At 46.5% G+C, this 18867-nt stretch carries 21 protein-coding genes; 13 read left to right on the top strand and 8 right to left on the bottom strand.

Features of this window, described 5'->3' with window-relative positions; genetic code table 11:
• Nucleotides 1-78 precede the first annotated feature (78 nt).
• Nucleotides 79-1017 carry a M23 family metallopeptidase gene (locus EJA10_RS09010; protein ID WP_246017737.1) on the bottom strand — a complete coding sequence of 313 codons (939 nt, stop codon included), beginning with the start codon at nucleotides 1015-1017 and terminating at the stop codon, nucleotides 79-81.
• A 309-nt stretch (nucleotides 1018-1326) separates the two neighbouring features.
• Here EJA10_RS09010 and lipA point away from each other — a divergent pair, with 309 nt between their 5' ends.
• Complete coding sequence (lipA, locus tag EJA10_RS09015; RefSeq protein WP_170169098.1) at nucleotides 1327-2241, top strand: lipoyl synthase; 915 nt, start codon at nucleotides 1327-1329, stop codon at nucleotides 2239-2241.
• A gap of 41 nt (nucleotides 2242-2282) precedes the next feature.
• Here the strand turns inward: lipA and EJA10_RS09020 are convergent, their stop codons facing one another.
• Complete coding sequence (locus tag EJA10_RS09020) at nucleotides 2283-2978, bottom strand: YhcN/YlaJ family sporulation lipoprotein (protein WP_125479672.1); 696 nt, start codon at nucleotides 2976-2978, stop codon at nucleotides 2283-2285.
• A gap of 147 nt (nucleotides 2979-3125) precedes the next feature.
• On the opposite strand from EJA10_RS09020, the gene EJA10_RS09025 reads away from it, so the two are divergent.
• Nucleotides 3126-3407 (top strand): YutD family protein, encoded by a 282-nt coding sequence (locus EJA10_RS09025; RefSeq protein WP_125479673.1) that lies wholly within the window; start codon nucleotides 3126-3128, stop codon nucleotides 3405-3407.
• 440 nt (nucleotides 3408-3847) lie between these two features.
• On the opposite strand, the gene EJA10_RS09030 is transcribed toward EJA10_RS09025, so the two are convergent.
• The 3 genes from EJA10_RS09030 to glpX form a co-directional block, all read right to left on the bottom strand.
• On the bottom strand, nucleotides 3848-4132 hold the full coding sequence (locus EJA10_RS09030) for a cytosolic protein (protein ID WP_125479674.1): 285 nt from the start codon (nucleotides 4130-4132) through the stop codon (nucleotides 3848-3850).
• A gap of 77 nt (nucleotides 4133-4209) precedes the next feature.
• Nucleotides 4210-4476 carry a DUF3055 domain-containing protein gene (locus EJA10_RS09035; RefSeq protein ID WP_125479675.1) on the bottom strand — a complete coding sequence of 89 codons (267 nt, stop codon included), beginning with the start codon at nucleotides 4474-4476 and terminating at the stop codon, nucleotides 4210-4212.
• Nucleotides 4477-4572: 96 nt separating this feature from the next.
• Complete coding sequence (glpX, locus tag EJA10_RS09040; protein ID WP_125479676.1) at nucleotides 4573-5541, bottom strand: class II fructose-bisphosphatase; 969 nt, start codon at nucleotides 5539-5541, stop codon at nucleotides 4573-4575.
• 176 nt (nucleotides 5542-5717) lie between these two features.
• Here glpX and EJA10_RS09045 point away from each other — a divergent pair, with 176 nt between their 5' ends.
• From EJA10_RS09045 to EJA10_RS09055, 3 genes are all read left to right on the top strand, one after another.
• Nucleotides 5718-7007: an EAL domain-containing protein gene (locus EJA10_RS09045; protein ID WP_125479677.1), complete on the top strand. Its 1290-nt coding sequence runs from the start codon at nucleotides 5718-5720 to the stop codon at nucleotides 7005-7007.
• A gap of 22 nt (nucleotides 7008-7029) precedes the next feature.
• Nucleotides 7030-7467 carry a DUF86 domain-containing protein gene (locus EJA10_RS09050; protein ID WP_125479678.1) on the top strand — a complete coding sequence of 146 codons (438 nt, stop codon included), beginning with the start codon at nucleotides 7030-7032 and terminating at the stop codon, nucleotides 7465-7467.
• 181 nt (nucleotides 7468-7648) lie between these two features.
• Nucleotides 7649-8413, top strand: a complete 765-nt coding sequence (locus EJA10_RS09055) for a TIGR01457 family HAD-type hydrolase (RefSeq protein ID WP_125479679.1) — start codon at nucleotides 7649-7651, stop codon at nucleotides 8411-8413.
• A 48-nt stretch (nucleotides 8414-8461) separates the two neighbouring features.
• On the opposite strand, the gene EJA10_RS09060 is transcribed toward EJA10_RS09055, so the two are convergent.
• Nucleotides 8462-8968, bottom strand: a complete 507-nt coding sequence (locus EJA10_RS09060) for a phosphatidylglycerophosphatase A family protein (RefSeq protein ID WP_125479680.1) — start codon at nucleotides 8966-8968, stop codon at nucleotides 8462-8464.
• Between the two features lie 203 nt (nucleotides 8969-9171).
• Between EJA10_RS09060 and yutH the strand changes: the two genes are divergently transcribed.
• The 5 genes from yutH (at nucleotide 9172) to thrB (ending at nucleotide 14943) form a co-directional block, all read left to right on the top strand.
• Entirely contained in the window at nucleotides 9172-10179 is a 1008-nt protein-coding gene (gene yutH / locus EJA10_RS09065; protein ID WP_125479681.1) for a spore coat putative kinase YutH, read from the top strand.
• An 89-nt stretch (nucleotides 10180-10268) separates the two neighbouring features.
• Nucleotides 10269-11243: a 2-hydroxyacid dehydrogenase gene (locus tag EJA10_RS09070; RefSeq protein WP_125479682.1), complete on the top strand. Its 975-nt coding sequence runs from the start codon at nucleotides 10269-10271 to the stop codon at nucleotides 11241-11243.
• 402 nt (nucleotides 11244-11645) lie between these two features.
• Nucleotides 11646-12944, top strand: a complete 1299-nt coding sequence (locus tag EJA10_RS09075) for a homoserine dehydrogenase (RefSeq protein ID WP_125479683.1) — start codon at nucleotides 11646-11648, stop codon at nucleotides 12942-12944.
• Nucleotides 12941-14002 carry a threonine synthase gene (gene thrC / locus EJA10_RS09080; protein ID WP_125479684.1) on the top strand — a complete coding sequence of 354 codons (1062 nt, stop codon included), beginning with the start codon at nucleotides 12941-12943 and terminating at the stop codon, nucleotides 14000-14002. The genes EJA10_RS09075 and thrC overlap by 4 nt, the downstream gene beginning before the upstream one ends.
• Nucleotides 13999-14943 (top strand): homoserine kinase, encoded by a 945-nt coding sequence (gene thrB, locus EJA10_RS09085; RefSeq protein ID WP_125479685.1) that lies wholly within the window; start codon nucleotides 13999-14001, stop codon nucleotides 14941-14943. Before thrC ends, thrB begins: the two co-directional genes overlap by 4 nt.
• Before the next feature lie 31 nt (nucleotides 14944-14974).
• Here thrB and EJA10_RS09090 read toward each other — a convergent pair whose 3' ends face one another.
• Entirely contained in the window at nucleotides 14975-15211 is a 237-nt protein-coding gene (locus tag EJA10_RS09090; RefSeq protein WP_041966137.1) for a NifU family protein, read from the bottom strand.
• Between the two features lie 152 nt (nucleotides 15212-15363).
• On the opposite strand from EJA10_RS09090, the gene EJA10_RS09095 reads away from it, so the two are divergent.
• Entirely contained in the window at nucleotides 15364-15690 is a 327-nt protein-coding gene (locus EJA10_RS09095) for a YuzD family protein (protein WP_125479686.1), read from the top strand.
• 679 nt (nucleotides 15691-16369) lie between these two features.
• On the opposite strand, the gene EJA10_RS09100 is transcribed toward EJA10_RS09095, so the two are convergent.
• Nucleotides 16370-17437 carry an NAD(P)/FAD-dependent oxidoreductase gene (locus tag EJA10_RS09100; RefSeq protein ID WP_125479687.1) on the bottom strand — a complete coding sequence of 356 codons (1068 nt, stop codon included), beginning with the start codon at nucleotides 17435-17437 and terminating at the stop codon, nucleotides 16370-16372.
• 247 nt (nucleotides 17438-17684) lie between these two features.
• Here EJA10_RS09100 and EJA10_RS09105 point away from each other — a divergent pair, with 247 nt between their 5' ends.
• Together EJA10_RS09105 and EJA10_RS09110 are read left to right on the top strand one after the other, a co-directional pair.
• A complete protein-coding gene (locus tag EJA10_RS09105; RefSeq protein ID WP_125479688.1) occupies nucleotides 17685-17924 on the top strand; it encodes a YuzB family protein in 240 nt (79 codons plus the stop codon).
• A gap of 125 nt (nucleotides 17925-18049) precedes the next feature.
• Nucleotides 18050-18667: a LysE family translocator gene (locus EJA10_RS09110; RefSeq protein WP_125479689.1), complete on the top strand. Its 618-nt coding sequence runs from the start codon at nucleotides 18050-18052 to the stop codon at nucleotides 18665-18667.
• The last annotated feature ends 200 nt before the right edge of the window (nucleotides 18668-18867 follow it).

Here is an 18867-nt window from a genome sequence, read left to right on the forward strand (position 1 = left end):
AAATCCCGTGATTTTGAAAAAGAGGTCACCAATGAATGAGGCTCCCCCCATTAACGGGACAACCTCATTCACTTACCATTATTTCTTCAGCCTTGCCCTTTCCTGCCTTGACCACATTTTTAGGTGGGGGTATGGATCAAACGACCATTCGGTGTAGCCGTTGTCTTTATACATTCCGTAATGCAGGTGTGGTGGGAATTTCCCGCTTGTTCCCGGAGGGCCGTAGCCAGAGCTGCCGACTCCTCCGATGATGGTTCCTAGCTCGACAATTTGTCCAACTTTCAGGTCCTTGGCAAATCCGCTCAGGTGGGCGTAATAATGATACGTATTGTTGATATCGCGAATACCGACCCGCCAACCGCCATATTTATTCCAGCCTTTCATTTCGACGATTCCATAGCCTGTTGCGCGAACAGGCACGCCATATCCGGCAAAAATATCGGTGCCCTCATGAATCCGCCGGCCGCCCCAGCCGCGGGCATCACCCCATGTATTGTTATAGCTGTGGTTGCTCCTTAACGGCAGCGGGAAGCTGTGGGTTTCAAGGTCCAGTCTACCAAAATGCCTGTAAATCATCGCCTTGCCAATGATGATGCCGACGGTTTTATCCCGCTTATAGTAATTCCACAGGCCGATTTTGATATTTTCGTGGTCCCTTCCATAAGAGAGAAGGTATTGGGCAAACGCCTGGAGCACATCTTCATCATCCTTCAGGCTCGCTTTGCCATCTCCATTGCCATCAAAACCAATCCCATTGAAAAATTGGATGGATACAGGATTGTCGTCATCAGGGTTAGGATTCAATAATCCAGCCCATTCTTCCGGCTTGAAGTAAATTCCGGCAATTCCCTCTGCCTTAGGCAAATCCCTTCGTGCCTGGCGGACATTCCGTTCATATTGGTCAACTGCTGCAATATAATACCAGGGAATCTGGGTAACAGCTTCTACACGGCTATAAAGTTCCATCCTTTTTTTATACACATCGGTATCCTGCTCTGCTGCTGATGCTTTTTCCACAGAAAGGACAGGACATAATAAAAAAAGAACGATAACTGCTTTTAGAAATTTCACCGTAATCCTCCCTTCGAGATTGGCTCATTAAGTGTCCAGCGTCAGCGCGCAAAACGAAAACCACAGCGCGTCTGCTTTTCTTGTAATAGTTTGCGATGCGCGGGATATTTCATAAATATCAAATAATGGTAATCGCAAAATTGTCGTACTTGTCGTGTTTATTTGGTTATGTTAAAGTGACATCAGAAGCTGTATGCCGGCCTTGATTTTTTCATGGTGTTCTTGATGTAATGCAGCAGGAATGGAGTGAAAATTATGAGCAAAAAAGAGGTACAGAGAAAGCCTGAATGGCTGAAAATAAAACTTAACACGAACGAAAACTATACCGGCCTGAAAAAGATGATGCGCGAGAAAAATTTACATACTGTATGTGAAGAGGCAAAGTGCCCAAACATCCATGAGTGCTGGGCAGTAAGAAGGACTGCGACATTCATGATCCTTGGTGATGTCTGTACGCGCGCATGCCGTTTCTGTGCGGTTAAAACAGGTCTGCCTACAGAGCTTGACTGGCAGGAGCCGGAAAGAGTCGCGGATTCTGTTACGCTTATGAACCTTAAGCATGTTGTTGTGACAGCAGTAGCCCGTGATGACCTGAAGGATGGGGGAGCAGCTGTTTTTGCTGAAACCGTAAGAGCCATCCGCAGGAAAAACCCATTTACATCCATTGAAGTACTGCCTTCAGACATGGGTGGTGTTTTGGAAAACTTAACAACCTTGATGGATGCACGTCCTGATATCCTGAATCATAATATCGAGACAGTCAGACGCCTGACACCAAGAATCCGTGCGCGCGCTACTTATGAGCGCTCCCTTGAATTCCTGCGCCGTGCCAAGGAGCTTCAGCCTGATATCCCGACGAAATCAAGTATCATGGTTGGTCTTGGCGAAACAAAAGAAGAGTTGATCGAGGCGATGGATGACCTGCGCGCAAACAATGTGGACATCCTTACCCTGGGACAATATCTGCAGCCATCCAAGAAACATCTTGATGTTGTGAAATACTACCATCCTGATGAATTCGCGGAACTAAGGGACATTGCCCTTCAGAAAGGCTTCAGCCATTGTGAGGCTGGCCCGCTTGTCCGTTCATCCTACCATGCAGATGAGCAAGTCAACTCCGCAGCCAAACACAGACAGGAGCTTGCTGAGCAGGAAGCTCAACAGGCATAATCAAAAAGAGTTCAGCCCATGTGCTGAACTCTTTTTCAGGATTATTTTCCGCTTTTCATCTGTCTGGAAAGATCGTCTTTATCCGTTTCTTCGTTCAGTTCGCCCTCAGCTTCGCCGTTCGCGTTTTCACCCGTGCTCATGTCGATGCCTTGAGGGGACTTCAGCATTTCCTTGACCATGCCATCAATCATATCGTTCACATCGCGGCTGTCGGTATCAAGTGTCGCGAAATTTTCCACTTCATCACGGAGGTTTGTATCATCCGACACATAGACGTGGAACCAGCGCGGAACGACTGACATCGCCATTCTTTTCACCTGGTCAGCTGTCTGGAAACGATTATCAGAATCCGTTTGGTAAACGATCAGGACTTCCTCGTCGGTTACCAATGTTGAAACATCATCGACGTTCGGAACCATCGTGCTGAACCTGCTGATCATATCAGCGATCCGTTCACGATCGATGGACTCATAAGCATTATTCAGTTCATCTGCGCCCATGACACCGGTCTTTTGGTGGCGCACATACCCAAAGTCTTCACTTCTATTTCTCATGCCCTTGCGTCCATCTTGATTGTAGATGTCGGCACGTTCGTCATTCACATTCAGTGTATTGCCGCTCTGCTGGTAAATTCCTGATCTGCCATCACGAACCCCAGGTGAGGCATTATTATCCGCTGCACAGCCCGTCAACGCGGTTGCACCGCAAATACCAAGAGCGATGATTGCCTTTTTCAATAAAAACACCTCCTATTGATTAGAATGGCTTTCAATTTATTTTTTTTGCTTAGTAATTGATGGGGAATAAGTTATAATTAAGAAAAGCGCGAGCAATCAGGCTTGCTTTAAGGAAGCTGAAACTGTTACCGAAAAAGAGGTGGACCAATGATTTGCATCAATAACCTATGCTACGAAATAGTGGATGAAGGCCGGGATGGCTTCAACGAAGAAGCCTTTCGTGCGAGATATAGCGAAATTTTAACCAAGTATGATTATATTGTTGGTGACTGGGGATACGGACAGCTAAGGCTGAGAGGATTCTTCGACGACCAGAACCAGAAATCGACCTTCGATACAAAAATCAGTACAGTCAGCGAGTATTTATACGAATACTGCAATTTCGGCTGCGCTTACTTTGTAGCGAAAAAAGTCGCAAAGCAAGGATAAGATATTAAAAAGACCCTGGAATTGAACGAATGCTGTTCGATTCCTGGGTCTTTTTTTATTTTTTCTGCTCATGCTGTTTTTTTCTGAAAAAAGCTGAGAAATTTACTGTGGTGATGTTACGAATTACTTCGCAAATGCTTCTAATCAAAGTAAAAATGCAACTCATCACTATAAATTTGCCCTCAGCACTACGAAAGGGGCGCTTTCCACTATGAAATGCGGCTTTATCACTACGATTTAAAGCATTTCCACTACGTTTCAAGGCATTTTCACTACGATTTAAAGCATTTCCACTACTTTTTCCAAATAACTGGTTAAACAGCCCAGGAATGAGCAGCCCATTGGGATATGGACGTTACTCAAAAAATAAAGTCACCAAGCCAGGACTAAACAAAAAAGATGCTCCACCATCTGCGGGGAGCATCCATCCTATCATCAAGCTATTCACTATATGGCGGCTGTTCGCTTTCGTTCGGGTCATCATGGGTTGGGTGGGCGCCGGCTTCTTTTCGCGGCATGCCCTGATGGAGCGATTTGAACTCATAGTTGAAGTTGGAGTAGGATCGCTGTCCCTCTTCCCATGGCGTGCTTTTGCCCTCGACGGGTTCATCCACACGGAATGGTGAGCCATAGGCTCCATCCGGCAAATCTTCAGCGGTGATATAGTTTCTTTGCTTTTCAACATTCGAGAAGTCTGAATAAAGTTCACGGTCTTCCTTGCTCATGGAACTCACCTTCTTTGCTTGTTGTCTTTTTAGTATTTCTTCAAAAAGACAAATCAAACAAACAGTTCATTCCAGTATCAGATGATCGGGCGCAGGAAGGAGCGCAATTCTTCTGCGTCTTCTTCAGACAGATTGTAGACATGCTCCAGATAGCCTGGCTCATCCAAATCATCCTGTCCAATGATCGCAAAACGGCTTCCCTGGATATCCAGGACGATGCTTTTGCCGTAGTAACGGCTTGTCTGCATGATCGCCAGGTCAAAGCGCTGGTTTTCACCGACGAAACTGATATAGCGGGTTTTCGTGTTTTCTGTATCATCATATAAAAAAAATCGTTCTTCCATTTGCTGCCTCCTAAAAACTATTGGTGTATGTATTTATTCTCGACAGGGAGGACGGTTCTTCTGTTTTTCCAAAAACAGGAGAACCGTCCCCCTGTTTTAGACCATCACAAGATGCGGTTTGTGCTGGAGGTGATGGTGTGCTTTGATGTATCGGACTGTTTTTGTTTTTGAACGCATGACGATTGAATGGGTCTCGACGAGGTCTCCGCCGAGGAATCGGACTCCGTCGAGCAATTCACCGCTGGAGACGCCGGTTGCGGCAAAAATGGCGTCGTCACCGGAAACGAGATCATCGAGCATCAGCAGTTGCCGTGGATCTTTGAGTCCCATGGCGATACATCGTTCTTCTTCCTCAAGCGTCAGAGGGACAAGCCTTGCCTGCATATCTCCGCCAAGTGCCTTGAGCGCGGCTGCAGAAATGACGCCTTCAGGAGCGCCGCCTGTGCCTAAAAAAAGGTCCACACCAGTGTAAGGCAATGCCGTCGCGATCGATGCGCCAACATCTCCGTCGCCGAACAGCTTCACCCTTGCGCCCTTCTGTCTGACGCGTTCAATCAATTCATCATGGCGTTCGCGCTCCTGGATGATGACAGTCAGGTCCTGAATGCGCTTATTATTGGCTTCCGCGACAATTTCAATCGTTTTTTCGATCGGGTCATCAAGAAGGACCTTGCCGGCCGCATTCTTGCCGACTGCAATTTTTTGCATATACATATCCGGCGCATGAAGGAGAGTTCCTTTATCCGCGACCGCAATGACAGCCATCGCGTTATTATGGCCTTTGGCAACAATGTTTGTTCCCTCGAGCGGGTCCACGGCGATATCTACCTTTGGCCCCATTTTGGTGCCGAGCCGTTCGCCAATGTAGAGCATGGGAGCTTCATCCAGTTCTCCTTCACCAATTACGACAATCCCGTCCATATTGACGGAATCAAACATTTTGCGCATCGCTGTGGTGGCAGCGTCATCCGCTTCATTCTTTTTTCCGCGGCCCATCCACTGGGCAGATGCCAATGCGGCTGCTTCCGTCACCCTTACGATTTCTAGTGCCAGTTCGCGTTCCAAATGTCTCTCCTCCATTTTCGACAGCATTCTCACTACATCTTACCAGAAAAACGATAATTACTGAATTTATCTGAAAAAATAATCGCGATTACCTTCTAGGAAAAAAGCCTTATTTTTAGCGAAATATGGTACAATTAAGAAAAAGTTCTAGTCATCATCTGAGAGGATTGAAACCTATGGCCCGCCGCGTTACTAGCATATTAGACAACCTGCTTGGTTGGGGTAAAATCATGTTGCCGCACTCATCACTCTGCTATTACCCTCCTCAGTTCATCTTGCGGAACCCTGTCGTTTCAGGGGTGAAAAAAGCGTTCAAGGATGGCTGCGAAGTGGCTGTCATTGCCTATACGATCAAGAATCACCGTGAACTGGCCGCCCAGTTCGGCGAAGAACACTGGAAGTACCGCAAGGCTTTGAAACGCCATTTCAAAGCGGTGATTGAAACTGAGATCGACAAAGAGGACATGATTGTCCTTCATGATTACTATAGCGACAGCTTGAGCCTGTTCATCAGGATTGACCATAACAGACACTGTATCTCTGAAATCGATGGCAAAATGAAGAAAATCCTCAGGGAAGCAGAGAGCAGGCTGTTTCATCAGTACCCTACCGTCCAGCCTGTTTTTGATACTGGGTACATTTTTATTGATAAAAGCGTGGGATCTGTACATGAAGCCGTATTGAAGGCTCATCAGCAAGCGTTTGCGATGGCTGAAAAAAGAATTCAGTCAGAGTTCAATGAGATGGTGTATGAAATCAATAAAATCATCGCTAATCAAAGTATTAAGCTCCTGGCCCAGCCAATCATCGATGTGGCCACAAAGGAAATCCGCGCCTGGGAGATGCTCACACGAGGCCCGGAAGGCACGGCCCTTGAAAGTCCGCTGCAGCTTTTTTCTGTCGCCAGACAGACAAACACGCTTTATGACCTGGAAATGATCGTCCTGAAAAAGACGCTGGAGCAAATCAGCTCGACTGGCTGCAGGCATGATATCTTCATTAACTTCACGCCGATCACGCTCGGGAATTTTCGATTTGTCCGCGACCTGAAGAAAATGATGCAATCGTACGAAAGCATCAAATTGAACCAGATCACTTTCGAAATCACCGAAAGGGACTCGATTGAGGGAATCGATAATTTTATCTATAATATAAAGGTGTTAAGAGGAATGGGAATCAAAATAGCGGTAGACGATACAGGCGCAGGGTATGCCAGTTTGAACACCATCAGCGAAATTATGCCGGATGTCATCAAAATCGATCGCTCCGTCATCCAGAACATCGACAAGAATACGGTGAAGGAGTCGATGCTGAAGGGACTGCTGCTCGTCGCGAGGGAAGCAGGCTCGATTGTCATTGCCGAAGGGATCGAAAATGAGCAGGAGGCCTCCGTACTTTCACGCAACAAGGTTGAACTGGCGCAAGGATACTTTTATGCGCGTCCCGGCTTATTGAAAACCGTCTAGCATCTTTATGAGGTGATAAGGAATGTACTTTGTCGACAGAGATCAAATCGAAGCAACATTGCAGTTTTTGGATAACCAGATTGTCTTCTTCGAAAGCAATTCTTCATGGGAAACACCGATGGAAAAGTCGGCTCTCGAGCGCATTGCCCACACGATGGTTGAGGCAGTGCTCGATGTAGGGAATGCGATGATTGATGGCTTCATCATGCGCGACCCAGGCAGCTACGAAGACATCATCGATATCCTCGATGACGAAAAAGTCGTCACGCCTGAAATGAGCGCAGGGTTGAAAAAAATCGTCCTGTTCAGGAAAATGCTCGTCCAGCAATACACCGCCGTGGACCATGCGAGCCTGATCGATACTTTTACAACAGAACTGCCAACACTTAAGGAATTCCCTGTTAAGGTGCGTGAATACCTGACAAATGAGCTTGGGCCAGTATCCGCTTTTAAAAAGTGAACCTGTTTGAGAGACCGTTTTTCGTGCGGTCTCTTTTCATGTCGCAAAACCGAGCGGTATTCTGAGGCAGAATGGTTGTTTTTTTCAGCAGTGAGGTTTGTCCTTTGCACTTCGAGCTGAGCTTATTTACAATAGGTTTTTAGCATACAATCTGGGCAGGATAACATTAGGAGTGATCAAGATGAAAAAATATAAAGGGTATTTGATTGATTTAGACGGCACGATGTATCGCGGGTCAGAGCGGATTGAAGCAGCTTCTGATTTTATTAAGAGATTGATTGAGGCAGAGATTTCGTATTTGTTTGTTACGAACAATTCATCCCGGACTCCGGCTCAAGTTGCGGAAAAACTGCGCAGTTTCGATATTCCGACGACGGAGGAACAGGTGTTCACGACCAGTCAGGCAACCGCGAACTATATTTATGAACAAAAGCCGGATGCCAGTGTTTATGTGATCGGTGAGGAAGGAATTCTGACAGCGATCCAGGAAAAAGGCTTCAAGCTTGCCGGGGAAGATGCTGATTTCGTCGTCTCGGGAATCGACAGGGGTATTACATATGAAAAGCTTGCCGTTGGATGCCTGGCGGTCAGGAACGGGGCGATATTCATTTCGACAAATGGGGATATTGCCATTCCAACTGAACGCGGCTTGCTGCCGGGGAACGGCTCGCTCACATCGGTGATCGCCGTGTCCACGCAGACAGAGCCCATCTTTATCGGTAAGCCTGAGTCGGTCATCATGGAACAGGCGCTGAAGGTTCTCGGCACGAACAAAGAAGAAACATTGATGGTCGGCGACTATTATGACACTGACATTCTTGCCGGCATGAAGGCAGGCATGGATACCCTCCTGGTCCACACAGGTGTGACGACGAGGGAGCTGCTAAAGGGATATAAGGATATGCCGTCCTATACAGTCGATTCACTGGATGAGTGGGAAGTATGAAAAAAGGGGACTTGAAGCCATTGATGGCTCAAGTCCCTTTTGCATTTGTTAATCTTGTACATTGGCTGCTCTGTGAGCGAGACGGCTTGAGGCCGCGGCAGCCACAGCGCCTACGATATCATCAAGGAAAGTGTGGCACTTACCGGATGCTTTATCATTCAGCTTCTCGAGGATGCCTGGTTTCGCTTTATCAATGAAGCCATAATTGGTAAAACCGATCGACCCATAAATATTGACAATGGAAAATGCGAGGATTTCATCGACTCCGTAAAGACTTTCATCTGTATCGATGATCGACTGGAGAGGTTCGCCAAGCTTCTTCTGCTCCGCCAGGATATCCAGCTGGATACCAGTCAGGATCGCATTCTGTACCTCACGCTTTGACAGGACTCGTTCGACATTCTCGATACAATCCTCGATTTGCAGGTTTGGATGATATTTTTCCTGCAGGAAAAAGACCAGTTCAGCAATATCCTTTATTTCAACCCCACGCTCATGGAGCCATTTCCGGGCAGTTTCCTCTGTCATATGGATCGCGCGTTTTTTTTCTAACATCTGCATCACCTTTCTATTTTTGATTGCAGCTAACTCTCATATCCTATTTAACCTAAATTATTCCGCTTAATCGCTTTTAGTGAAAGAATTCGCTCCTTTAAATCATTTCCAGAATGAAGCCACTTATTCATTTCATTGTTCACACAAGTTTTTTGATTCAAATCATATATTTGTAGAAGAGCGGTGGAAATGAGGTGTCGGGAATGTTTCAAAGGTTGTTACATGAAGTATATGGGATTTCAGCAGAATCAGAAGTATCTCTTGGAAGATATCATGGATATAAGCATAATGAAGGGCTGTACTTAATTATGGATGCAAACAGCGTAAAAGAGCAAGAGTTAAGCGAGCTCTCCAGGATTGCCGAACACCTGCAGAAGTTTGGCGATCGGAATGTTTCGCTGCTTTTGGCTGACAAGGAAGGCAAGCAGGTATGTGAGTGGCAGGGAAGTAAATATTGCGTCCTGCAAAGCCGTGCCGCACCGATGCCGGAAAAAATCAGGGCAGGAAGGAAGCTGGCGAAATTCCATGCAAGGGGCCGGCAAATTCCTTTCAAGGTTGAAAACATCAACAGGGTGGGGCAATGGAAACAGCTCTGGGAAAAACGTCTGGATCAGATGGAGAAGGTGTGGAGCGGAAAGCTCTACAGTGAGCCGGAGAATGATTTTGAAAGAATGTTCATTGAATCCTTTCCATATTACATGGGATTATCGGAGAACGCTATCCAATACCTTGTGGATACAGAAATCGATGATAAGCCAACGATGATTGACCATGGCACCGTCTGTCATGAGCGGTTCACGAACACGATCTGGAAAGGCCAATACTTTGTGAAGAATCCTTTTGACTGGGTTTTCGACCATGGAAGCCGGGATGTGGCTGAATGGGTCAGGGACCGTTATTTTGCCAACATCCAGACCTGCCAGCCCGAAATAAGGGATTTCCTCCAGGAATATCAAACCCTGACAGTGCTATCGCCATTTTCATGGAGACTCCTGTACGCTCGTCTGCTGTTCCCGCTGCATTATTATGATACAGTAGAAAATTATTATATCACCCAGTCCGAACAGACAAAGCGCCAGCTGGAGGAGCGGCTGAGGAAATACTTAAACCAGAGCAGCGACCATGAGCGGTTTCTGAGCCATTTTTATCATCTTTGTGAGGCGCCGGTCAAAACAGGGAAACTCCCCCCAGTGGAATGGTTATTACGGTAAACGAAACTTTATCCGCTGAAATGAAAGTGTTTTGTGGTAGAATAAAATTATTCTATTATATTAAACGCTTTCAAAAAGGAGTTAGACACATGAAACCGTATGTATATATCACCAGGAAACTGTCTGAAGAAACGATCAAAGAACTGACTGAAAACTTCGAAGTGAAAATGTGGGATCACGAAGATCTTCCTGCTCCGAGAGAAGTTTTAATGAACGAAGCTAAAAGGGCCAGCGCCTTGATTACCATGCTATCAGACAAAGTCGATGAAGAATTGCTGACTGCTGGCGAGAATTTGAAAATTGTATCCAATCTTGCTGTTGGTTTTGACAATATCGATCTTGAGACAGCTACTAAACGCGGCATCATTGTGACCAATACGCCAGATGTGCTGACAGAAACCACGGCAGACCTTACATGGGCTTTGCTGATGTCGGCAGCGAGACGCATTGTGGAAGCAGCTGAATACGTGAAAGCAGGCAAGTGGGAAGGCTGGAGCCCGTATCTGCTCGCCGGCCATGATGTTTACGGCAAAATAATCGGGATTGTTGGCATGGGGAAAATCGGAGAAGCAGTCGCACGCCGGGCAAAAGGCTTCGGCATGGAGATTCTTTACCATAACCGTACGAGGAAGACCGAGGCTGAAATAGAACTCGGAGCTGTGTACAGCACATTCGACGAGCTTGTGGCCAAGTCCGACTACGTCGTCACGCTTGCCCCGCTGACAGCGGAAACTAGAAATCTGTTTACAGCAGATGTCTTTGCTAAAATGAAGAACAGCGCCATTTTCATTAATGCAGGCCGCGGCCCGGTCATGGACGAGCAGGCATTATACGAAGCACTGAAAAATGGCGAAATCGCCGGAGCAGGACTGGATGTCTTCGAAAAAGAACCAATCTCTGCCGACCACCCGCTGCTTCAACTGCCAAATGTAACAGCAATCCCTCACATCGGCAGCGCTAGCACCGAAACAAGAACAACAATGATCAAACTCTGCTGCTCCAACGTAAAAGCCGTCTTAAATGGCGACAGCCCAAAAACAATTGTTAATAAACAAGTCCTATAATAAACGCAACCCTAACAAAAAAATCCTTTCCTGATCAGCAGGAAAGGATTTTTTTTGACCAAAACACAGGGACGGTTCTCCTGTTTTTGGAAATTGCAAAACATGGGCAAAACAGGGGGACGGTTCTCCTGTTTTTGGAAATTACAAAACACACGGACAGTTCTCCTGTTTAAATTGGCATTCTGATTGCTGTCCCCCGTACTCGGTCGTGAGGGTGCTGATCAATCGATTTTTCCACCTGCCTGCTAAGAAATTTTTCTGCTTACTGCCGCATATGATTAAGCGTTTACATTGAAACAGGCAGCCAAATTTTCCTTGTAAAAGCAATAGCTGGTCATTATAATGTCTACTATAAATAAACAAATGTATTTTTAGAAAAGACAATAGAGAGGGGAAGAGGATATGCAGGCAATCTCGGTTGGACTTCTAGGCTTGGGAACAGTGGGGTCAGGGGTGGTGCAAATCATTGAAAACCACCAGGATAAACTGATGCATCAGGTTGGGTGCCCGTTGAAAGTGAAGAAAATCCTTGTAAAGGATCCGGTGAAGGAAAGAGCGGTGAAAGTGGATCCTTCACTGTTAACAGTAAATCCGGCTGATGTAATGGAAGACCCGGAAATCGATGTTGTGATCGAGGTCATGGGCGGGATTGAGCATACCCGTGAGCATTTGCTGGATGCGCTAAAAAAGAAGAAGCATGTTGTAACAGCCAATAAGGATTTGATGGCTGTACACGGCTCAGAGCTTTTGACGGCGGCCCAGGAAAACGGATGTGACCTATTTTTTGAAGCAAGCGTTGCCGGAGGAATCCCAATTTTGCGCAGCCTCGTCGATGGCCTTGCGTCGGACCGGATCACAAAAATGATGGGGATCGTCAATGGCACGACGAATTTTATTTTAACGAAGATGAGCCAGGAGGGGCTGGCCTATGAAGATGTGCTGAAAGAAGCACAGCGCCTTGGCTATGCGGAAGCGAACCCTGCGTCGGATGTCGATGGTGTGGATGCAGCAAGGAAGATGGCGATCATGGCCTCGCTTGGTTTTTCGATGAAGATTGACTTGGAAGATGTGAAAAGTAAAGGGATTACTTCCATCACCGAGGAGGACCTGAAATATGGCAAGCAGCTTGGTTACACAATGAAGCTGCTCGGCATCGCTGAAAGGGAAGGCGATAAAGTCGAAATCAGTGTTGAACCGGCATTACTGCCGTCTTCGCACCCGCTTGCATCCGTTAACAATGAATACAACGCGGTGTATGTATATGGAGAGGCAGTGGGAGAGACGATGTTTTACGGACCGGGCGCAGGAAGCCTGCCGACTGCCACAGCTGTCGTTTCGGATTTAGTCGGCGTGGTCAAGAACATGCGTCTTGGAGTCAACGGACGTTCCTCCGTGTCACCGCAATATGAAAAACAGCTGAAGGATGACGGTGAAATCCATTCCAAGTACTTTTTGCGTCTGCATGTACATGATGAAGTCGGGGTGTTTTCGGAGATTACTTCATTATTCTCCAAGCATGGTGTCAGTTTTGAAAAAATCCTCCAGATGCCATTGAAGGCGAAGGAGCTTTCAGAAATCGTCGTCGTGACACATCAAGCTTCTTTGAAAGACTACCAGACGATTTTGATGGAGCTGCGCGACCTCAGGGTGGTAAAGGACATCAAGAGCTCGTACAGGGTCGAGGGGAGTGTAAGTGCATGAGATGGCGTGGCCTGTTAAGTGAGTACCGTGAATTTCTGCCGGTCAATGAACGAACTCCGATGCTCACGCTCCATGAAGGAAACACTCCACTGATCAGGCTGGATCAGCTGTCAGAGGAGTGGGGCATTGATCTGTATGCAAAAGTGGAGGGAGTCAACCCGACAGGTTCTTTTAAAGACAGGGGCATGGTCATGGCCGTCGCCAAGGCGAAGGAGGCTGGCAGCGATACTGTCATCTGCGCCTCCACCGGCAATACGTCTGCCTCTGCTGCTGCCTATGCGGCAAGAGCTGGATTGCGCTGCATCATCGTCATTCCTGAAGGGAAAATCGCCATGGGCAAGCTGGCTCAGGCCGTGATGTACGGTGCCAGCATCGTTTCCATTGAAGGCAATTTCGATGAGGCGTTGAAGATGGTCCGGTCAATCAACGAAACCGAACCGGTCACGCTTGTGAACTCTGTGAATCCGTATCGTCTGGAAGGACAGAAAACGGCTGCGTTCGAAATCTGCGACCAGTTAGGTGAAGCTCCTGATATCCTGGCGATCCCGGTCGGCAACGCGGGGAATATCAGTGCTTATTGGAAAGGATTCAAGGAATACCATGCGAGCAGGAAAACTGGGCTGCCGCGCATGTTTGGTTTTGAAGCGGAGGGGGCGGCAGCGATTGTCCAGGGGAGTCCGATTGCCCAGCCTGAGACGATTGCCACAGCCATTCGCATCGGCAACCCAGCCAGCTGGGACCTCGCAGTCGCAGCACAGGAAGAATCGGATGGGAAAATTGATTTCGTGACAGATGATGAAATTTTGGAAGCATACGGCAAGTTAGCTTCCGCGGAAGGCATTTTTGCTGAACCAGGCTCATGCGCATCGCTTGCGGGTATCTATAAGTCCGTAAAGCAAGGTGAAATTCCCCGTAGTTCCCGCATTGTTGCCGTGCTGACTGGGAACGGATTGAAGGACCCTTCAACAGCAATCGATATGAGTTCCATTTCCCCCGTGCTGCTGCCGAATGATGAACAGGTCGTAAGCGAGCACATCCGGGGAGTTGTCCGCCAATGAATGGAATCGAGGAACCATTTGCAGTAAGGCCAGCAAAGGGACAGGTCTTTTCGGTAAAAGTGCCGGCAAGTTCTGCGAATATCGGGCCAGGCTTTGATTCACTTGGAGTGGCCCTGAACCTCTATCTGGAACTTCAAGCTGAACAAAGCGACGAGTGGGAAGTTCTCGCATTAACGGAGTCTTTATCAAGCTTCCCTCGTGATGATAAAAATTTCATCTGCCAGGTGGCGATCAAAACGGCTGAGTTGTACAAGCAGGAATTGCCCCCGCTTAAGGTGTCGGTGAAAAGTGATATTCCGCTTGCCAGGGGCCTCGGCTCAAGTGGTGCCGCAATCATCGCGGGCGTGGAATTGGCCAATGCATTTTGCCGCCTGGGATTGTCACGGCAGGAAAAGCTGGAGATGGCCACAAAAATGGAGGGACATCCTGATAATGTTGGAGCGAGTTTGTATGGCGGTGTAATCGTGGGCAGCCAGACGGGAGGTCAGGTGGATCTGACCGTCCTGAACGGCATTGATTTTGATCCAGTCCTGGTTGTACCGAAAGAGGAACTTCTGACTGAAACGTCTCGTGATGTCCTCCCTTCGGCGATTGATTTTCAGCGGGCAGTCCAGGCGAGTGCTGTCGCGAACCAGCTGCTTGCAGCATTGCTGACAAGACAATGGAAGCTTGCGGGCAGGATGATGATGGCTGATTTGTTTCACCAGCCTTATCGGAAGGCGCTTGTCCCATTTTTTGACGAGGTACAGGAAAATGCACTTCAAGCAGGTGCATTTGGTGTCGCTTTGAGCGGTGCAGGTCCATCCATCCTTTGCCTCACCGAACCAGGCAAAGGTGAATCGACAGCTACTAGCTTGAAACAGGGGCTCACCGGGATGGATATCCACAGCCTGAAAATCGACCGGGAAGGAAGCCAATGTAAAAAAAGCGGTTTTGCCTAATAGGCAAAACCGCTTTATCATTATGGTTTAATTAGAATACCTGTTCAACCTCAACTACACCAGGTACTTCCTCTAATAGTGCGCGTTCAATACCAGCCTTAAGTGTGATAGTGGAGCTCGGGCAGCTTCCGCATGCACCCAGCAGGCGAAGCTTGACAATGCCATCCTCAATATCAACTAGTTCGCAGTCGCCACCATCGCGAAGAAGGAATGGACGCAATTTATCTAATACTTCCTGTACTTGCTCAAACATTTGCTGTTCAGTCATGCAAATCGACTCCTTTCATAATACTTATTATAATCTCATCGGCCGGAAAAATCTATCCAATTGACTGAAAAACCAGCAATCAACAGTTTTTTCCTTATGCATCCTTTTCATCGTATAGTAAAATAAAAGAAAATAACAGGGGGTAATTGATAATGGAGCGTAAAGAGGTAGAAATTATCGTTTATGGTGCCGAAGTGCTTTGCCCAAGCTGCGTGAACCTGCCATCTTCAAAAGAAACATATGAATGGCTCGAAGCCGCCATCGGCCGCAAATACGCAGACCAGCCTTTTAAAATCACATATGTGGATATCTACAACCCTCCAGCAGAGGAAGATAAGCGCGAATTCGCTGAAAAAGTAATTGAAGAAGACATGTTTTACCCAGTCGTCCTGCTAGAAGGCAAGATCGTAGGCGAAGGAAACCCAAAACTGAAGACCATTTATGCAGAATTAGAGAAATACGGCTACGTTCCAGCATAAAACCAGTGAGCATTCCATATATGGGATGCTTTTTTGATTGAATTCTGGCCCCCGACGAGCTTCATTAACTGCGAAAACTTGGATCAACACTGCGAAAAGGCTATGAATCACGATGAAAATGTCATTATCACTACGAAAATGGACCTTTTCACTACGAAAAAATGCTTTATCACTACGAAAACCGGCTCCATCACTACGAAATTTGCCTTTTTCACTACTTTTTCCATATAATGGGCTGTTTTTATGGAGGTTTTTAATAAAAGCACCTTCAATTATTAGCATATGGAGAGTTGGTTGGCGGAGTTCATCTATTAATGGAGAAGGTTTGTTTAAATGGGGGACAATTTGATTTTATTTAAGCAAACTCACCAATTTGATGACGAAAGTTTGATTCAACTCCCGCAAACTCCTCAAATAGATGGCAGAAGTTTGTTTTTATAGCAGTAAGTGCCCCTAAACGATAACACTTCTATTTCTTATCGGCTAAGTCCCCGGGTTTATTGGTGATAATTTGTTTTTATTAGCGAAAACGACTGCTTTATTGGCGAAAACACGATTTTATTGGCGAAGTTCACAGCTTTATTGGCGAAGTTCACAGCTTTATTGGCGAACTGGAAAATATCAACGATTTTTTCCAGTTGCAAAAAACAAAAACCCGGGCAAAGCCCGGGTTTGATCATCATCCATTATGATATTTGTACATCCACAGAATGCCTGATTTCAGAAGGCGTGCTACGCGTCCGGTGATCGGGCGTTCTGCGACTAGGCCGAAACCGTGTTTTTTTCCAAGTGAACCGATGACGCCTTTCAGCTTGATCGGCGGGAATGATTCTGGCGGCGCTTCGCCTTTCCAGCGTTTTTGCAGGACCTGGACAATTTGTTCTGCCTGGCCTTCTGCAAGCTGGGCGCTTGGTGCGTGCGGCAGACTTGCACAGTCTCCGACGATATATACATTCTCATACCCTGGGAGATTGTGCTGCGGTGTCACTACCGCGCGGCCCATGCCGTCTTTTTCGACATCCATCTCGCGGACAAGTCGATTGGCCTGGATTCCGGCAGTCCACACAATCGCATCAGAAACAATCGGCTCATCGTGGTTATATAAAACGTTTTTCTGCACTTCAGTAATATTGGCGTTATTGATAATCTCAACATTATGATTGTCGAACCAGTTTTCCACATAAGTGCTCAGACGCTCAGAGAACGCGGAGAGGATGTGGTTACCGCGGTCGAATAGCTTGATTTTCAAGTCTTTCCGGCTTTCCGCAAGCTCACTCGCAAGCTCTACTCCGCTGAGGCCTGCGCCAACGATTGCCACAGTTGAACCAGCTGGCAAATTGTTTAGCGCCTGGTAGGTGGCTCGCGATTTTTCAATAGACTGGATGCTGTACGTGAACTGATCAGCGCCAGGGACATTATGATACTTATCCTCGCAGCCAAGGCCAATGATGAGGTCATCAAAAGCTATAGCTTCACCGCCCTGCAGTTCAACCTTCTTGTCGTCGATGTTGACGGCTGTGACTTCACCGAATTTCAAATGCAGGCGCGGGTGCTCAGGAAACGCCACCCGGATATGCTGGTCTGAAATCGTACCTGCCGCCAGGGCATAATATTCTGTTTTCAAGCAGTGGTAAGGAACTCGATCAATCAGCGTAATCGATACATCTTCCGGCAGATCATTCGGCAGCAATTTATTCAGGACGCGCATGCCGCCATAGCCGCCGCCAAGGATAACGAGATTTTTCATGTGAATTTCTCCTTTATAACTCTTCATGAGACAGTCATTGAAGTTTTTCAAGCTCGTTCTACAAAACCCGCAAACGGATACATTTTTCGAAATTATTCTGCAATATTTTTATGTTCAATAAATCACCATAAAAAGTATATCGAAATTGTGACAAAATAACAACAATTTTATGGCGGCTTCAAACCTGGTAAATTGACGAATTCCCAGAAAAAAGGTACGATTAAAAATTAGTAGAGAGGTGAACAAAATGATAAAGCCGATCATTGAATTTTGTATCAGCAACCTTGCGAGCGGTGCTCAAGTAGCGAGGGCGGAGCTGGAGAGAGATCCAGACCTTGATGTGATTGAATACGGCTGCCTCGGGTATTGCGGAAAGTGCGCACAGTCAATGTTTGCGCTGGTGAACGGCGACCCGGTGGTAGGAGATACACCGCAAGAACTTGTCGAAAATGTTTATAAATACTTGGACGAGAATCCAATGTTTTAATATAGGGAAGGCTGGCCTGGAAATTCCAGAGTCAGTCTTTTTCGTTTTAACGTGTGAAATAATTTTAAAATGAGATTGATTTCAGAATAGTTGGCATATTAAGATAATCGAAAGGAGGGTTTAAAATGTTTGGAATCATAAACTTTGAAGTCTTTTTAGTTGCAGCAATCTTGCTGAATTTAACACCGGGTACAGATACGATGTACATAGTGAGCAGAAGCATCTCACAAGGGAGGACAGCAGGCATCTATTCAGCCCTGGGCATCTCTGGGGGAATAGTGGTCCATACATTTCTCGCTGCTTTTGGACTGTCTGTGATTTTAATGCAGTCGGCTTTTTTATTTAATGTAATCAAAATTGCAGGCGCCATCTATCTGGCTTATCTCGGCATAAAAATGATCATCACGAAAAATGAATCAAATGAACAGAAACCATTGCCACAGCAAAGCAATAAGAAAATTTTTATGCAAGGGATGATTACAAATGTGACGAACCCGAAGGTAGCTTTGTTTTTCCTGGCCTTCCTTCCGCAATTCATTCATACCAATTCAGGGGTTGCGTCCCCAACACCTTTTCTAATTTTAGGGCTCACCTTCACCCTGACAGGAGGAATCTGGTGTATGCTCACCGCCTGGTTCTCTTCAATGGCAACAAGCAGATTAAGAGGGAATGCCAGTGTTTCCACAGCATTAAATAAGTTAACGGGAATCGTCTTTATTGCAATGGGGATTAAATTGCTCTAGACAAAACAAGCGTCCTGAGGAATTGGGCACTTTTTTATGAATTGAATGATACTACGCGAAAAAAAACGCTCCGAGCTGCATCAGCTCAGGAGCGTTTTAATGTTCTATAAAGAATTTAAAAGATATACATCGATTTAACTTTGTATCCAAAATATGAAATGATAGAATCATTAATAATTAATCACTTAAACAAAGAAGGG

Source organism: Mesobacillus subterraneus (assembly GCF_003937825.1).
GTDB classification, from domain to species: Bacteria; Bacillota; Bacilli; order Bacillales; family Cytobacillaceae; genus Mesobacillus; species Mesobacillus subterraneus.

Coding starts and splice junctions, on each gene's coding strand:
- EJA10_RS09025 (WP_125479673.1), top strand. CDS start 3,126: ATGATTTGCATCAATAACCTATGCTACGAAATAGTGGATGAAGGCCGG.
- EJA10_RS09090 (WP_041966137.1), bottom strand. CDS start 15,211: ATGACTGAACAGCAAATGTTTGAGCAAGTACAGGAAGTATTAGATAAA.
- EJA10_RS09050 (WP_125479678.1), top strand. CDS start 7,030: ATGTACTTTGTCGACAGAGATCAAATCGAAGCAACATTGCAGTTTTTG.
- EJA10_RS09095 (WP_125479686.1), top strand. CDS start 15,364: ATGGAGCGTAAAGAGGTAGAAATTATCGTTTATGGTGCCGAAGTGCTT.
- thrB (WP_125479685.1), top strand. CDS start 13,999: ATGAATGGAATCGAGGAACCATTTGCAGTAAGGCCAGCAAAGGGACAG.
- EJA10_RS09035 (WP_125479675.1), bottom strand. CDS start 4,476: ATGGAAGAACGATTTTTTTTATATGATGATACAGAAAACACGAAAACC.
- EJA10_RS09075 (WP_125479683.1), top strand. CDS start 11,646: ATGCAGGCAATCTCGGTTGGACTTCTAGGCTTGGGAACAGTGGGGTCA.
- EJA10_RS09030 (WP_125479674.1), bottom strand. CDS start 4,132: ATGAGCAAGGAAGACCGTGAACTTTATTCAGACTTCTCGAATGTTGAA.
- thrC (WP_125479684.1), top strand. CDS start 12,941: ATGAGATGGCGTGGCCTGTTAAGTGAGTACCGTGAATTTCTGCCGGTC.
- EJA10_RS09055 (WP_125479679.1), top strand. CDS start 7,649: ATGAAAAAATATAAAGGGTATTTGATTGATTTAGACGGCACGATGTAT.
- EJA10_RS09100 (WP_125479687.1), bottom strand. CDS start 17,437: ATGAAAAATCTCGTTATCCTTGGCGGCGGCTATGGCGGCATGCGCGTC.
- EJA10_RS09070 (WP_125479682.1), top strand. CDS start 10,269: ATGAAACCGTATGTATATATCACCAGGAAACTGTCTGAAGAAACGATC.
- EJA10_RS09105 (WP_125479688.1), top strand. CDS start 17,685: ATGATAAAGCCGATCATTGAATTTTGTATCAGCAACCTTGCGAGCGGT.
- yutH (WP_125479681.1), top strand. CDS start 9,172: ATGTTTCAAAGGTTGTTACATGAAGTATATGGGATTTCAGCAGAATCA.
- EJA10_RS09045 (WP_125479677.1), top strand. CDS start 5,718: ATGGCCCGCCGCGTTACTAGCATATTAGACAACCTGCTTGGTTGGGGT.
- EJA10_RS09060 (WP_125479680.1), bottom strand. CDS start 8,968: ATGTTAGAAAAAAAACGCGCGATCCATATGACAGAGGAAACTGCCCGG.
- EJA10_RS09110 (WP_125479689.1), top strand. CDS start 18,050: ATGTTTGGAATCATAAACTTTGAAGTCTTTTTAGTTGCAGCAATCTTG.
- lipA (WP_170169098.1), top strand. CDS start 1,327: ATGAGCAAAAAAGAGGTACAGAGAAAGCCTGAATGGCTGAAAATAAAA.